Origin of the sequence: Microbacterium phoenicis (assembly GCF_047302325.1) — a bacterium.
Classification (GTDB): Bacteria; Actinomycetota; Actinomycetes; order Actinomycetales; family Microbacteriaceae; genus Microbacterium.
Map to the genome: position 1 here is coordinate 406,933 of NZ_CP154849.1, position 13,093 is coordinate 420,025.

Here is a 13,093-nt window from a genome sequence, read left to right on the forward strand (position 1 = left end):
GGCTCTCATGTCGACACTCTCGCCCACCCCCGTCATCCTGGGCGCGTCCCGCCTCGGCGATCGCCCCAACCCGGAGGCGTTGGCGGATGCGCTCATCCGCTCCTCTCTCGGCTACGTCGACACGAGCAACAACTACACGGGCGGGAAGAGCGAGCAGCTGCTCGGCGATGCGATCCGACGCGCGGGCGGTCTTCCGTCGCACACCGCCGTGTACTCGAAGGCCGACAGCGACCCGGCATCCGGCGCCTTCGACGGCGAGCGCGTCAAGCGATCGCTCGACGAGTCACTGACGCGCCTCGGACTCGACCGGCTGCCGCTCTACCAGCTGCACGACCCGTACACGATCTCCTTCGCCGAGGCCATGGCACCCGGCGGGGCCGTGCCCGCTCTGCTCGAACTCAGGGAGCAGGGCGTCATCGGAGCGATCGGCATCGCCTCGGGCACGCTGTCGCAGGTGCGCGAATACGTCGACACCGGCGTCTTCGACGTCGTCCTCTCGCACAACCGGTACACGCTCGTCAGCCGGACGGCCGAGCCCGTCTTCCGCGCCGCGCGCGAGCACGGCATGACCGTCCTCAACGCCGCGCCGTTCGGCGGCGGGACGCTCGCGAACGGCGACGACACATTCGGGTACCGACCGATGCCCGACGATTTCGCCGCGCACCTCGGCCGCGTCCGGGATCTCGCCGGCGAGCACGGCGTCGATCTCGCCGCGGCGGCCCTGCACTTCTCGATGCGCAGCCCGCTGGTCGACGCGACGGTCGTGGGGATCACCTCGACGGCCCGTCTCGACGCTCTCGCGCCCCTGATCGAGGCCGAGATCCCCGCGGAGTTCTACGACGCGGTCGAGGCACTGGGTGCCCCGCCCGCGGGCGTCGAGGACTGACCTCCGGTCAGTTGCGACCGAAACCGTCGAGGTCGGGGTCCCAGTACGCTTCCGGGCCCTCGTCGTACACAGGTTCGGCGGAGCCGGAATCGTCGCGCGGATAGTGCGGGTGGCGCCGCAGTTGCGCGGCGGCGAAGGAGAAGTCCGGCTCCTCACGCTCCCAGTCGGTCGCGACCGACAGAACGTCGTTGCCGACGCCGATGACGAGGGATGCCTCGCCGATCTCGCCGTTCTTCTCGAAGACGATGGGGATCGTGACCGCATCGGCGCGTCCCACCTCGGCAACGGCGGCGGTCAGAATGACGAGAGCCTCCGCCACGTCATCGGTCGTGACCACGGTCTCGCCGGCGTAGGTGATGCATCTCATGTGACCACTATGGGTGGCGAGCCCGGTTTCGACCGACCAGTTGCTTTCGGCGCCCGAGGCGGGTACAGCGAGTGCGGGTCAGGACTCGGGGACGACAGGGTCGACGCCGTCCACGGCGTCCGACATCCGACGCAGGAAGTCGACGACGTGCTCCTGCGCCTCAGGACTCATCCCCACCGCCACGTCGTACATGAGGCCGTGCATGCGGCCGAGAGTTTCGCGCACTTCCTCGTTCGCGTGCGTCGTCGCCTTCACGAAGATGCTGCGGCGATCAGCCGGATTCGCCAGCCGTTCGATACGGCCGGTCTTCTCGAGCCGGTCGAGCATGGTCGTGATCGAGGCCGACGTGACGCCGAGGTACTTCACGAGCTCGGCAGGACGAGCGGAGTGGTCGGGCTGGCGGAGCAGGAAGCGCAGGGCGAGCAGCTCGTTCTCGCCCATGGACATCGAGTCCCGCGTGCGACGACGCATCGCGGACTCGGCAGCACGGTACGTGCGGAGGGCCTCGAGGACGCGGCGGGCACGTTCGCGCTGGCCGGGCGACTCGTCGTACCAGTACCCGGCCGTCGCTGGCGGCTCCTCGCTGGTCTGCGCGTCGACGTCCGCCACATTCACTCCCCGGTAATGACGCCGTTCACGGCGATCTCGTCGAGAATAGGTGATGAGAGAGGGTGTTGGGATGCCTGTGGCCACGTGTCCGCCGATCCGCTACCCTCCTCGCGACCCGGGGGAGGAGTCCCGATGCCGTTCCGCAGTAAAGAAACCCTCGAGACATGGGTGTCCGAGTTCCACGACGCCCGAGGTGCGGGCGACCGCATCAAGGTGATCGTTCAGGACGGATCCGACGGATCCGACACGGGGCTCGTCATCGTCCCCCTCGAGAATGCGACCGTCGCGATCTCCATGGAGCCCGTGAAGATCGGCGAGGCTTCGTGGCGAGTGACGTTCGAGCCGCAGCCCGACACGACGATCCTCAACAGTCACCAGCTCCACGGCATGGCCGCCGAACTCGCCGTCGCCGCAGAGCTCTGCGCATACCTCGAAGCCCGCTCCGTCGGCCACGAGGAGTGACCCCCGGCATCCGTTCTCACATCGCGCCCTCTTCGGTTGAGAGGAAGAGGTAACCAAAGCGGTCGATCCCCGTGCGGTCGGGGGAAACACCCGCCCTTTAGCGTCGAGCCTCACACCCGGCTCCACGACTGAAAGGCACTGCGATGACGTACGTCAAGCCCACCGAACTCGTCCAGACCGTGATCGACGCCGGCGCGTCGAAGGTCATGCTCTCGACCCGTGACACCCTCATCCGCTCGATCATGGGCGGCGCGATCCTCACTCTGGCTGCTGCCTTCGCCGTCACGATCAGCGTCACCACCGGCAGTCCGCTCCTCGGCGCCGTGCTGTTCCCCATCGGCTTCGTCATGCTCTACCTGCTGGGCTACGACCTGCTGACGGGCGTCTTCGTGCTGGCCCCGCTGGCGTGGCTCGACAAGCGCCCGGGCGTCACGCTCGGCGGCATCCTCCGCAACTGGGGACTCGTGTTCCTCGGCAACTTCATCGGCGCGTTCGCGATCGCGGTGCTCATGGCGATCGTCTTCACCAACGGGTTCTCCACCCCGCCGAACGAGGTCGGTCAAGCGATCGGGCACATCGGCGAAGGCCGCACCGTCGGCTACGCCGAGCACGGGGCGAACGGCATGCTGACGCTCTTCGTCCGCGCCGTCCTCTGCAACGCGATGGTCGCCACCGGGGTCGTCCTCGCGATGGTCTCGAAGGACGTCATCGGCAAGATCGTCGCGATGTGGATGCCGATCATGCTCTTCTTCTTCATGGGCTTCGAGCACTCGATCGTCAACATGTTCCTGTTCCCCTCGGGCCTGCTCCTCGGCGGCGATTTCACGATCGGCGACTACCTGATCTGGAACGAGATCCCGACGGTGCTCGGCAACCTCGTCGGCGGACTGCTGTTCGTGGGACTTCCGCTGTACTTCACTTACGGGCGCCCCTCGGCCCCACGTCGCGTGCGGCCTTCGCGCCGCGAGACCGCCGCCCGCGCCGCCGCGGCGGACGCTCCCGTCGCCGCTCGGTGATCACCGTGACCCGCCCCGTAAAGAGCCCGCAACACGACGGGACCCCGGCTGCAACGTCGCCCGCATACGGTCACGACATGAGCTCCACCGGCCCCACCCCGCCCCACGTGGTCGTGGTGGGTGCCGGGATGGTCGCTCACCGGTTCGTCGAGAGCCTGCTCAGCCGCACCGACGACGCGTGGCGGGTCACCGTGATCGGCGAGGAGGAGCGGCACCCATACGACCGGGTCGGCCTCACCTCCTTCTTCGCCGGTGCGTCCGCCGAAGACCTCGAGCTCGACGCAGCTCCCCTGGCGGACGAGCGCGTGCGCTTCCTCCGCGGTACGACGGTCGCGCGGATCGACCGCGCGCAGGCCGAGGTCGTCACCGACCGTGGCGAGCGCATCGGCTACGACCGACTGGTCCTCGCGACCGGCTCGTACGCCGCACGACTGGCCGTGGACGGCTACGACCACGACGGATGCTTCGTCTACCGCACCCTCGACGACGTCGAGGCGCTGGAGCGCTTCGTCGAGCGCCGGTCCGCCGAGCTCGGACGCCGACTCACCGGAACCGTCATCGGCGGCGGACTCCTCGGGCTCGAGGCGGCCGGCGCCCTGCAGGGACTCGACGTCGACTGCACCGTCGTGCAGTCCTCGGACCGGCTCATGTCGGCGCAGCTCGACCTGCCCGCCGGCGACGCCCTGCGACGACTCATCGAGCAGCGTGGGATCGGCGTGCGGACCTCCGCACTCACGACGCGACTCGACGCCGACCGCACCGGCCAGGTCGTGGGGCTCGAGTTCCGCGACGGCTCGTGGGAGCGCACCGACGTGGTCGTCTTCACCGTGGGTGTCCGTCCCCGCGACGAGCTCGCGCGGACGGCGGGCCTGACCGTCGACCCGCGTGGCGGGGTCGTCATCGACGCCGCCTGCGACACCTCCGACCCGCGCATCCTCGCGATCGGCGAGGTCGCGAGCTTCGGCGGGCAGTGCGTCGGTCTCGTCGCCCCCGGCTACGCGATGGCGGAGGTAGCCGCCGCGCGGCTGCTCGGACTCGAGGCATCCTTCGCGGGCTTCGACGTGTCGACCAAGCTCAAGCTCTCGGGCGTCGACGTCGCGAGCTTCGGCGACGCGTTCGCCGAGACGCCCGGCGCCCTTGACGTCGTTTACGCAGACCCGGTGGCGGGCGTCTACAAGAAGCTCGTCGTCTCGGACGACGCGAAGACCCTGCTCGGCGGCATCCTCGTCGGCGACGCGTCGGCCTACGGCTCGCTCCGCCCCCTCGTCGGCGGCGCGCTGGGAGGCGACCCGGTCGCGTACCTCATGCCGCAGGACGGCGTCGCCGCCCCGACGGGCGAGCTGCCGGACGAGGCGCTCGTGTGCTCCTGCAACAGCGTCACGGCCGGCGGCATCCGCTCGGCCGTCCATGACGAGGGCTGCACCGACGTGAAGGGCATCAAGGCCTGCACGAAGGCGGGAGCCGCCTGCGGATCGTGCGTCGGCATGATCACGAAGCTCCTCGGCAGCGAGCTCGCGAAGACGGGCGCCGCCCTCAGCACGTCGCTCTGCGAGCACTTCGCGATGTCGCGCCGGCAGCTCTTCGACGCCGTGCGCGTCTCGGGGCTGTCGACCTTCAGCGCGGTCATCGACCGCTTCGGCACCGGACGCGGCTGCGACATCTGCAAGCCGGTGCTCGCCAGCATCCTGTCGACCCTCACCGGTCGCCACGTTCTCGACGGCGAGAACGCGACGCTGCAGGACACGAACGACCACGTCATGGCGAACATGCAGAAGGACGGCAGCTACTCGGTCGTCCCCCGCATCGCCGGCGGTGAGATCACCCCCGAGGGCCTCGTCGTGATCGGTCAGGTGGCGCAGGACTTCGGGCTGTACACGAAGATCACCGGCGGCCAGCGCATCGACATGTTCGGCGCCCGCCTCGAGCAGCTGCCCGAGATCTGGAAGCGCCTCGTCGACGCGGGCTTCGAGTCGGGCCACGCGTACGGCAAGTCCCTGCGCACCGTGAAGTCGTGCGTCGGCTCGACCTGGTGCCGCTACGGTGTGCAGGACGCGGTCGGCATGGCCGTGCAGCTGGAGCTCCGCTACCGGGGCCTGCGATCGCCGCACAAGATCAAGCTCGGCGTCTCGGGGTGCGCCCGCGAGTGCGCCGAGGCCCGAGGCAAGGACGTCGGCGTCATCGCGACCGAGGCCGGCTGGAACATGTACGTCGGCGGCAACGGCGGCTTCACGCCGCGCCACGCGGTGCTCCTCGCCGAGGGTCTCGACGACACAGGGCTCCTGCGGGCGATCGACCGCTTCCTCATGTACTACGTCTTCACCGCCGACCGGCTGCAGCGCACGGCCCCGTGGTTCGAGGACCTCGACGGCGGCATCGACGAGTTGCGCCGCGTGATCTTCGACGACTCGCTCGGGATCTGCGCCGACCTGGATGCCGCGATGGCGCGCCACGTCGAGAACTACGAGGATGAGTGGAAGGCGACCCTCGACGATCCCGAGAAGCTCCGCCGGTTCGCCTCGTTCGTCAACGCGCCGACGACACCCGACCCCTCCCTCGCCTACACGGCGGAGCGCGGGCAGGCCCGCCCGGCGACCGCCGAGGACCGTGACGCCGGCGTGCTCATCGCCGGCACGACGCTGGAGGTGCGGCGATGACGATGGTGACGCACGAGACGGATGCCGCGGCTGCACCCGCCGGCTGGACGGCGGTGTGCGCGGTGACCGACCTCGAGACCGAGCGCGGCCGTGCCGCGCTCCTCGGCGGCACGCAGGTCGCGCTGTTCCTCACCCATGCCGGACGCGTCCACGCGGTGCAGAATCTCGACCCGTACAGCGGAGCCCACGTCATCTCGCGCGGCATCGTCGGCACCCGCGGCGACGTGCCGACGGTCGCATCGCCCATGTACAAGCAGGTCTTCGACCTGCGCACCGGGGTGTGCCTCGAGACGAACGGCAAGGAGCCGCTGGCCCTGCGCGTCTGGCCCGCCGCCGTCGCCGACGGGATCGTCTACCTCCGGGAGGAGCAGCGATGACCGCCATGATCGGGCTGTTCCTCACCGGTCGACGCGTCGTCTTCGTCGGCGGGGGGACCGTCGCCGGCCGGCGAGTGGGACGCTTCCTCGACGAGGGCGCGCTCGTGACCGTCGTCGCACCCGCGCTGGGTGACGCGATGCGCGAGCTCGTCGACGCGGGACGGGTCACGTGGACCGCCCGCGAGGCCCGCGAGGCCGATGTGGCGGATGCCTGGTTCGTGCACGCGGCGACGGCCCAGGCATCCGTCGACGCGACCGTCGCGGCCTGGTGCGAGTCGGCCCGCGTGTTCTGCGTGAACGCCTCGGACGGCGCCCACGGCACGGCACGGCTCACCGCCGAGACGCGATCGGGGGACGTCATCGTCGGCGTCGCGTCCGACGCCGGCGTCGATCCCCGCCGGTCCGCCCGGCTGCGCGACGCGATCGGGTCAGCCCTCCGCGAGGGGACGCTGCCCCTTCGTCGCCAGCGGAAGGCCGCCGGGCGGGTGGACCTCGTCGGCGGCGGTCCCGGCCCCGCCGACCTCATGACCGTCCGCGGTCGCCGGCTGCTCGCCGAGGCCGACGTCGTCGTCGCCGATCGTCTCGGCCCGACGGACGTGCTGAGCGAGCTCGACCCCGACGTCGAGGTGATCGACGTCGGCAAGGCCCCCGGCAACCACCCGGTGCCGCAGGAGGAGATCAACGCTCTCCTCGTCGCCCACGCAAAGGCAGGCAAGCGCGTCGTGCGCCTGAAGGGCGGCGATCCGTTCGTCTTCGGACGCGGCGGCGAAGAGGTCACCGCGTGCCTGGCCGCCGGCGTTCCCGTCGAGGTCGTGCCGGGGCTGACGAGCGTCGTCTCGGTCCCCCAGGCCGCCGGCATCCCGGTCACCCACCGCGGCACCGCCGCCGGCCTTCACGTCACGATCGGCCAGGGACCCGTCACACCCGCCACCCGAGCCGCCCTCGCCGACGCGACGATCACCACCGTGGTGCTCATGGGTGTCGCCGCGCTCCCAAAGCTCGTCGCCGCCGCGCTCGCGGCCGGCGCCCCCGAGGATCGCCCCGTCGCGATCGTCGAGCGCGGCCACACGCCCACGCAGCGGACCACCCGCACGACCCTCGCCGAAGCGGTGACGGATGCCGCGGCCGCAGGTGTGAGCAATCCCGCCGTCATCGTGGTGGGCGACGTCGCCGCCGCCGGCCTCCTGCTGCCGGAGCCCGTGGCCGCGGGAACGGGGAATCCGCCCCGGTGACCATCGCCCGCCCCGCCCTCTCCGCCGCGCTCGGCGGCTGCACGATCGTCATCGCCGTCGATCGTCGCTCCGCCGAGCTCGCCTCGGCGCTGGAGCGGCACGGGGCGACGGTGCGCCACGCCCCCGCCCTGACGATCGAGTCGCACATCGACGACGACGCGCTCATCGGAGCGACGCGTGCGCTGATCGACGACCCGCCCGACATCGTGGTCGCCACCACGGGAGTCGGTTTTCGCGGGTGGATGGAAGCCGCCGACGAAGCGGGACTGCAGTGTGCGCTCCACGCCGCGCTCGCGGGTGCGCAGATCGTGGCGCGCGGGCCGAAGGCGCGCGGAGCGATCCAGCAGGCCGGCCTGACCGCCGACTGGGTCGCCGAGTCCGAGACCTCCGAGGAGCTCGGCGCGTTCCTGCTGGCCGAGGGCGTCGCCGGCCGTCGCGTCGCGGTCCAGCACCACGGGTCGGGAGCGGACGGGCTCGACGAGCTGTTCTCCGCCGCGGGTGCCGATGTCGTGAGCCTCACCGTCTACCGCTGGGGGCCTCCTCCCGATGCCGCCGCCGTCGCACGGTCGGTCGCCCAGACGGCACAGGGCGACGTCGACGCCGTCCTCTTCACTTCGGCGCCCGGCGCCGCCGAGTGGCTCGCGACCGCGCGACGGGAGGGCGCCCTCGACGCAATCGTGCGCCGGTCGGTCGACGGCATGCTCCTCCTCGCCGCTGTCGGGCCGATCACGGCAGGTCCGCTCGTCGAGGCCGGAGCGGCACCGCTCGTCGCCGAGCGCGGCCGGCTCGGATCCCTCGTGCGAGCCGTCGTCACGCACTTCGGCGGCGGCGGCGCCCCCGCCCTCGAAACCGCTGCCGGGCGCCTGGAGCTCCGCAGCGGCGCCGCCGTCCTGGACGGCGCGCTCCTGCCCCTGTCGCCCACGTCCGCCGCGATCCTCGCCCTCCTCTTCGCCGCCGGGGGCGGTGTCGTCAGCCGAGCCGAACTCGCCGAAGCCCTGCCCCGCTCGGGCGCCGGCGACAGCACTCACGCGGTCGACGTCGCGATCGCGCGCACGCGCGAAGCCCTCGGCATCCCGACCCTCATCCGCACCGTCGTCAAACGCGGCTACCGCCTCGACGTCCTCACCCCGGGAGAGACACCATGACCCCCGTCCTCATCGCCTGCTCGCACGGGACCAGCTCGCTCGAGGGCCGCGCCGCCATCTCGGCCGTCGTCGAGCAGGTGCGTCTGCTGCTGCCCCGCGTCGCGGTGGAGGAGGCTTTCGTCGACGTCCAACAGCCCGAGATCGACGATGTCGTCCAGGCCACCTCCCCCCGCCCGGCCGTGGTCGTGCCCCTCCTGCTGTCGACCGGGTTCCACACGAAGGTCGACATCGCCCGGGCGGTGACGGATGCCGGTTCCCGCGCCGTCGCGACCGCCGCCCTCGGCCCGCATCCGCTCCTGGCCGACCTGCTCGCGGAGCGGCTGCGCGATGCCGGCCTCGCCGCCGGCGATGCGGTGGTGCTGGCCGCGGCGGGATCGAGCGACCCCGCGGCATCCGTCGACGTCGCGGAGATGGCGGACCTGCTGCGGGAGCGGATCGACGCCCCCGTCTCGGTCGGCTTCGCCGCGGGCGCCGGCACGAGAATCGCCGACGCCGTCGCCGCGGCTCGGGATGCCGGTGCGACGCGGGTCGTCGCGGCCAGCTACGTCCTCGCGCCGGGGTTTTTCGCCGACGTCATCGCCCGCGCCGGCGCCGATGCGGTGACCGCCCCGCTGGCCCCCGACGCCGCGGTCGCGACCGTGGTCGTCGAGCGCTACCTGGCCGCCGCTGCCTTCGCGCGAGCGACGGCCGCCGCCTGACGCGGCTCAGCCGACCGGCTCGACGACGTCGTCGGCGCGGCGCCCCGCCGCACGGACGGCGCCGATCGAGGCAGCGATGACGAGCGCGATGCCGATGAGCTCGATCGCCGTCAGATGCTGTCCGAGCAGCACGAAACCCGCCAGCGACGCGGTCGCGGGAGCGAGGGCCATGAGGATCGCGAACGCCGCCGCCGGCAGGCGTCGGAGCGCGATCAGTTCGAGGGCGTACGGGATGGTCGAGGACAGGAGCGCGACGGCAGCACCCAGGGCGACGAGGTCGAGCCGCAGAAGCGCGCTGCCCGCGTTCGCGATGCCGAACGGCAGCGAGAGGACCGCGCCCACCGCCATCGCGAGGGCCAACCCGTCGAGCCGAGGGAACGCGGCGCCGACTTTCGCCGAAGACAGGATGTAGAACGCCCAGCTCACGGCCGCGCCGAGGGCGAAGACGACGCCGAGCGGATCGAGCCGGTCGAACCCCCCGCCTCCGAGCGCGACGACGCCCACCAGGGCGAGCCCCGCCCAGATCCAGGCCGAAGCCCGCCGACTGGCGATGATCGACAGGGCGAGCGGACCGAGCACCTCGATCGTCACCGTCACCCCGAGCGCGAGCCGTTCGAGAGCGAGGTAGAAGAACCCGTTCATGACCGCCAGCGCCACACCCAGCTGGACGACGGCGAGCCATGACGCGCGGCTGTGACCGCGCCAGGAGGGTCGGGCGATCAGCCCCAGGATGAGCGCGGAGAACACGAGGCGCAGCATCACCATGCCGAGCGGCCCCACCTCGGGGAACAGCAGCACCGCGAGCGAGGCGCCGACCTCCTGGCAGCACAACCCCACGACGACCAGCGTGACGGCGGTCGTCGACGTGCTGCGCGCGGTCACCCTCCGCAGGTGGCGTAGCGGGCGAGCTCAGGCGCGAGGCTCTCCGCGGTCCACGGCAGGCCCATCTCGGGCGCCGTTCGCCCGTCGGCGGCGGGGGCCTTCGAGGCCAGTGCCGCGAGCTGCCAGGCGAGCACGCGCACGGCGTTCGACGAGGCACGAGATTCGTTGAGGACGACCACGACGGACATGCCCGTCGTCCGGTCGGCGAACGCCGCCACCATGTAGCCCGGAAGCGAGCCGAACTGCCCGACGAGGCTGCCGGCCTGGTAGGTGCCGCCGTCCGCCGTGAACCATGCCGGCTGCTCGGAGTTCGCGGGACGGGGGTCGGCGTAGCGCGTGTCGGCGTCGTACGGCCGGGCGCCGACGGCGAGAGCGCGCACGTACGTCGCCAGATCGCCCACGGTCGACACGACACCGCCCGAGGCGGCACCGACGCTCGAGGTGACCTCGGTCACATCGATCGGGGCGCTGCAGTCCGGCTTCCGGTCCTTGCCGTTGGCAATGTACGCACCCTTGAGGCGATCTCCGCCGCCCGCTCCCGTGGGGTAAGAGCTGGAGGACATCCCGAGGGGCTCGAACACGTACTCGTTGTACAGGTCGGAGAGCGACTCGCCGCCGGCACGCTCGAGCACGAGTCCGAGGAGCACGTACCCGGTGTCGGAGTCACGGAACTCCGCTCCCGGCGCGGCTGTCGTGCGCTGCGCGATCCCGTAGGCCACGAGCTCGCGCGGGTTCCACACGCGCTCGGGTGCCGCGATGACTCGGGGGAAGATCCGGCCGAGGTAGCCTGCCAGGCCGCTCCTGCTGTCGCACAGGTCGCCCAGGGTGATCCCTGCCTGCCCGGGGTAGGCATCGAGCCAGTCGCCGACCGTGTCGTCGAGGCCGACGGTGCCCTTCTTCACGAGGGCGTACAGCAGATCGCAGGTCATGGCGCGCGTGACGTTGGCGCTCTTGAACGTCATGGACGGGTCGACCTTGGGCCCGTCGGGGCCCGACGTGCCGAGGCCCGCGACCCATTCGCCCGACCACGGCACCGAGACCGAGACGATCGCCCCGCTGGCACCGATCGAGGTCATCGCCGTCTCGGTGAGCGACTGCATCTGCTCTGTGAGATCGGCGGGCAGGGCGCCGTCGACCTGGTCGACCCCGATGTCGATGCGCTCCGGCTGGGGAGCGCACGCGCCGAGACCGATCGCGAGGCCGAGTGCCGTCACTGCAGCGACCACTCGCCTCGACACACGTCCTGCCACGCGCAGATCACCCCCGGGATTCGTCTCAACGATTACAGCACACCCGTCGCGCCTGTCCGGTCGCGCCTCGCGTGATGACGGATGCCGGGTCTCACCCGGCGTTCTGTGCCGCCCGGACCCCGGCCATGAAGCGCCGCACGTCGCGGTCGACGAGGATGTCGGCGGGGCGGAGGGGACGCGAGAGGTAGAGCCCGTCGAGCGACGTCAGTCGCGACAGCGCGACGTAGGTCTGGCCCGGGGCGAACGCGCCGTTTCCGAGGTCGATGATCGCCCTGTCGTAGGTCTTCCCCTGCGATTTGTGGATCGTGACGGCCCACGCCAGCCGCAGCGGGAACTGCGTGTACTCCGCGACGATCTCGCGGGTCAGCTTGCGGGTGCCCGGGTCGTAGGCGTAGCGGAACTTCTCCCACACCGTCGGCTCGACGTCGTGCTCCTCGCCGTCGAGCTCGACGCGGACGGTGCCGCCCGCGATGCGCGTGACGGTGCCGATCGACCCGTTCACCCACCGGGGGCCGTCGCCGCCGAAGCCGCCGATGTCGTTGCGCAGGAACATGACCTGTGCGCCCACTTTCAGCTGCAGCTCCTGGTCGGCGGGATAGGCGTCGCCGCGACCGAAGTCGCCGCTGATCTCCGCGCGCGCCGTCTGCGCCGGCCCGGGTAAAGCGTCCAGATGCCGCTGGTTGATGCGCGAGACGATGTCGTTGCGGGTCGCCAGGGTGATGATCGGCACCTCGCCCGCCGCCGGCTCCGGCGGTTTGCGAGCGCCGGCCGCGTTGAGGGCGCCCGCGATGTCGGCCGTCACGATCCCGTGGCGCACGGCGTTCAGCATCGCCTTGAAGGCGTCGTCGGACTGCCGGTGGATGCTGCGGAGCTCGGCGATGTGCAGCGGAGCGCCCACTCGCCCGAGGTCGAGCAGTCCGTCGGAGCGGATGGCACCGGCATCCGCTCGAGGGCCAGCCCACACCTGCGCGTCGAAGAACCAGAACGAGCGGTAGTGGTCCTGGATGTAGCGCAGCTCGTCGCCCCGGGGCGGGACCGGGGAGAGCTGGTACGGGTCGCCGAACATGACGACCTGCACGCCGCCGAAGGCTTCGGCGCGCTTTCGCCGCGCCTGCCGGAGCGAGCGGTCGATGGCGTCCATGACATCGGCATTGACCATCGAGACCTCATCGATGATGAGGGTGTCGACGGCGTTCAGGATCTTGCGGGTCGCATCGGTCTGCTCGATCTCGCTGTCGGCGATGAGACCGATCGGCAGCTTGAACAGCGAATGGATCGTCTGTCCCTCGACGTTGAGGGCGGCCACGCCCGTCGGCGCGCAGACGGCGATCTGCTTGTTCGTGTTCCACGACAGGTGCTGGAGGAGCGTCGACTTGCCGGTTCCGGCGCGACCGGTCACGAACACGTGCTCGCGGGTGTCCTCGATGAGACGGAAGAGCGCGTCCTGTTCGGGAGACAGGGGCGGCAGGCTCACCGGAACCATGCTAGCTACCAGCCGGCCTTTCCTAGACTGAG

The 13,093-nt window shown here is 71.2% G+C and carries 13 protein-coding genes; 8 read left to right on the plus strand and 5 right to left on the minus strand.

Annotated elements, in window-relative coordinates:
• Positions 1 to 7: 7 nt before the first annotated feature.
• Positions 8 to 886, plus strand: coding sequence for an aldo/keto reductase (locus tag ABCU91_RS01960; protein ID WP_413354580.1), 879 nt, complete (start codon positions 8 to 10; stop codon positions 884 to 886).
• 7 nt (positions 887 to 893) lie between these two features.
• On the opposite strand, the gene ABCU91_RS01965 is transcribed toward ABCU91_RS01960, so the two are convergent.
• Both ABCU91_RS01965 and ABCU91_RS01970 read right to left on the minus strand, forming a co-directional pair.
• Positions 894 to 1,253 carry a hypothetical protein gene (locus ABCU91_RS01965; protein ID WP_413354581.1) on the minus strand — a complete coding sequence of 120 codons (360 nt, stop codon included), beginning with the start codon at positions 1,251 to 1,253 and terminating at the stop codon, positions 894 to 896.
• A gap of 78 nt (positions 1,254 to 1,331) precedes the next feature.
• Complete coding sequence (locus ABCU91_RS01970; protein WP_413354582.1) at positions 1,332 to 1,862, minus strand: MarR family winged helix-turn-helix transcriptional regulator; 531 nt, start codon at positions 1,860 to 1,862, stop codon at positions 1,332 to 1,334.
• Between the two features lie 132 nt (positions 1,863 to 1,994).
• On the opposite strand from ABCU91_RS01970, the gene ABCU91_RS01975 reads away from it, so the two are divergent.
• The 7 genes from ABCU91_RS01975 (at position 1,995) to ABCU91_RS02005 (ending at position 9,446) form a co-directional block, all read left to right on the plus strand.
• Entirely contained in the window at positions 1,995 to 2,324 is a 330-nt protein-coding gene (locus ABCU91_RS01975) for a hypothetical protein (protein ID WP_413354583.1), read from the plus strand.
• A gap of 143 nt (positions 2,325 to 2,467) precedes the next feature.
• A complete protein-coding gene (locus ABCU91_RS01980; RefSeq protein ID WP_406923185.1) occupies positions 2,468 to 3,340 on the plus strand; it encodes a formate/nitrite transporter family protein in 873 nt (290 codons plus the stop codon).
• Between the two features lie 77 nt (positions 3,341 to 3,417).
• On the plus strand, positions 3,418 to 5,994 hold the full coding sequence (gene nirB, locus ABCU91_RS01985) for a nitrite reductase large subunit NirB (protein WP_413354584.1): 2,577 nt from the start codon (positions 3,418 to 3,420) through the stop codon (positions 5,992 to 5,994).
• A complete protein-coding gene (gene nirD, locus ABCU91_RS01990; RefSeq protein ID WP_413354585.1) occupies positions 5,991 to 6,371 on the plus strand; it encodes a nitrite reductase small subunit NirD in 381 nt (126 codons plus the stop codon). The genes nirB and nirD overlap by 4 nt, the downstream gene beginning before the upstream one ends.
• On the plus strand, positions 6,368 to 7,603 hold the full coding sequence (gene cobA / locus ABCU91_RS01995) for a uroporphyrinogen-III C-methyltransferase (RefSeq protein WP_413354586.1): 1,236 nt from the start codon (positions 6,368 to 6,370) through the stop codon (positions 7,601 to 7,603). Before nirD ends, cobA begins: the two co-directional genes overlap by 4 nt.
• Positions 7,600 to 8,748, plus strand: coding sequence for a uroporphyrinogen-III synthase (locus tag ABCU91_RS02000; RefSeq protein ID WP_413354587.1), 1,149 nt, complete (start codon positions 7,600 to 7,602; stop codon positions 8,746 to 8,748). The genes cobA and ABCU91_RS02000 overlap by 4 nt, the downstream gene beginning before the upstream one ends.
• Positions 8,745 to 9,446: a sirohydrochlorin chelatase gene (locus ABCU91_RS02005; protein ID WP_413354588.1), complete on the plus strand. Its 702-nt coding sequence runs from the start codon at positions 8,745 to 8,747 to the stop codon at positions 9,444 to 9,446. The genes ABCU91_RS02000 and ABCU91_RS02005 overlap by 4 nt, the downstream gene beginning before the upstream one ends.
• 6 nt (positions 9,447 to 9,452) lie before the next feature.
• On the opposite strand, the gene ABCU91_RS02010 is transcribed toward ABCU91_RS02005, so the two are convergent.
• The 3 genes from ABCU91_RS02010 to ABCU91_RS02020 form a co-directional block, all read right to left on the minus strand.
• Positions 9,453 to 10,328 carry an EamA family transporter gene (locus tag ABCU91_RS02010; protein WP_413354589.1) on the minus strand — a complete coding sequence of 292 codons (876 nt, stop codon included), beginning with the start codon at positions 10,326 to 10,328 and terminating at the stop codon, positions 9,453 to 9,455.
• A complete protein-coding gene (locus ABCU91_RS02015; protein ID WP_413354590.1) occupies positions 10,325 to 11,578 on the minus strand; it encodes a serine hydrolase domain-containing protein in 1,254 nt (417 codons plus the stop codon). Before ABCU91_RS02015 ends, ABCU91_RS02010 begins: the two co-directional genes overlap by 4 nt.
• A 91-nt stretch (positions 11,579 to 11,669) precedes the next feature.
• Positions 11,670 to 13,061 carry an ATP-dependent DNA helicase gene (locus ABCU91_RS02020; RefSeq protein ID WP_413354591.1) on the minus strand — a complete coding sequence of 464 codons (1,392 nt, stop codon included), beginning with the start codon at positions 13,059 to 13,061 and terminating at the stop codon, positions 11,670 to 11,672.
• Positions 13,062 to 13,093 lie beyond the last annotated feature (32 nt).

What these genes read in the sequence shown, in the direction of transcription:
- ABCU91_RS01975 (WP_413354583.1), top strand. Translation starts at nt 1,995, where the DNA reads ATGCCGTTCCGCAGTAAAGAAACCCTCGAGACATGGGTGTCCGAGTTC.
- nirD (WP_413354585.1), top strand. Translation starts at nt 5,991, where the DNA reads ATGACGATGGTGACGCACGAGACGGATGCCGCGGCTGCACCCGCCGGC.
- cobA (WP_413354586.1), top strand. Translation starts at nt 6,368, where the DNA reads ATGACCGCCATGATCGGGCTGTTCCTCACCGGTCGACGCGTCGTCTTC.
- nirB (WP_413354584.1), top strand. Translation starts at nt 3,418, where the DNA reads ATGAGCTCCACCGGCCCCACCCCGCCCCACGTGGTCGTGGTGGGTGCC.
- ABCU91_RS02005 (WP_413354588.1), top strand. Translation starts at nt 8,745, where the DNA reads ATGACCCCCGTCCTCATCGCCTGCTCGCACGGGACCAGCTCGCTCGAG.
- ABCU91_RS01960 (WP_413354580.1), top strand. Translation starts at nt 8, where the DNA reads ATGTCGACACTCTCGCCCACCCCCGTCATCCTGGGCGCGTCCCGCCTC.
- ABCU91_RS02020 (WP_413354591.1), bottom strand. Translation starts at nt 13,061, where the DNA reads ATGGTTCCGGTGAGCCTGCCGCCCCTGTCTCCCGAACAGGACGCGCTC.
- ABCU91_RS01965 (WP_413354581.1), bottom strand. Translation starts at nt 1,253, where the DNA reads ATGAGATGCATCACCTACGCCGGCGAGACCGTGGTCACGACCGATGAC.
- ABCU91_RS01980 (WP_406923185.1), top strand. Translation starts at nt 2,468, where the DNA reads ATGACGTACGTCAAGCCCACCGAACTCGTCCAGACCGTGATCGACGCC.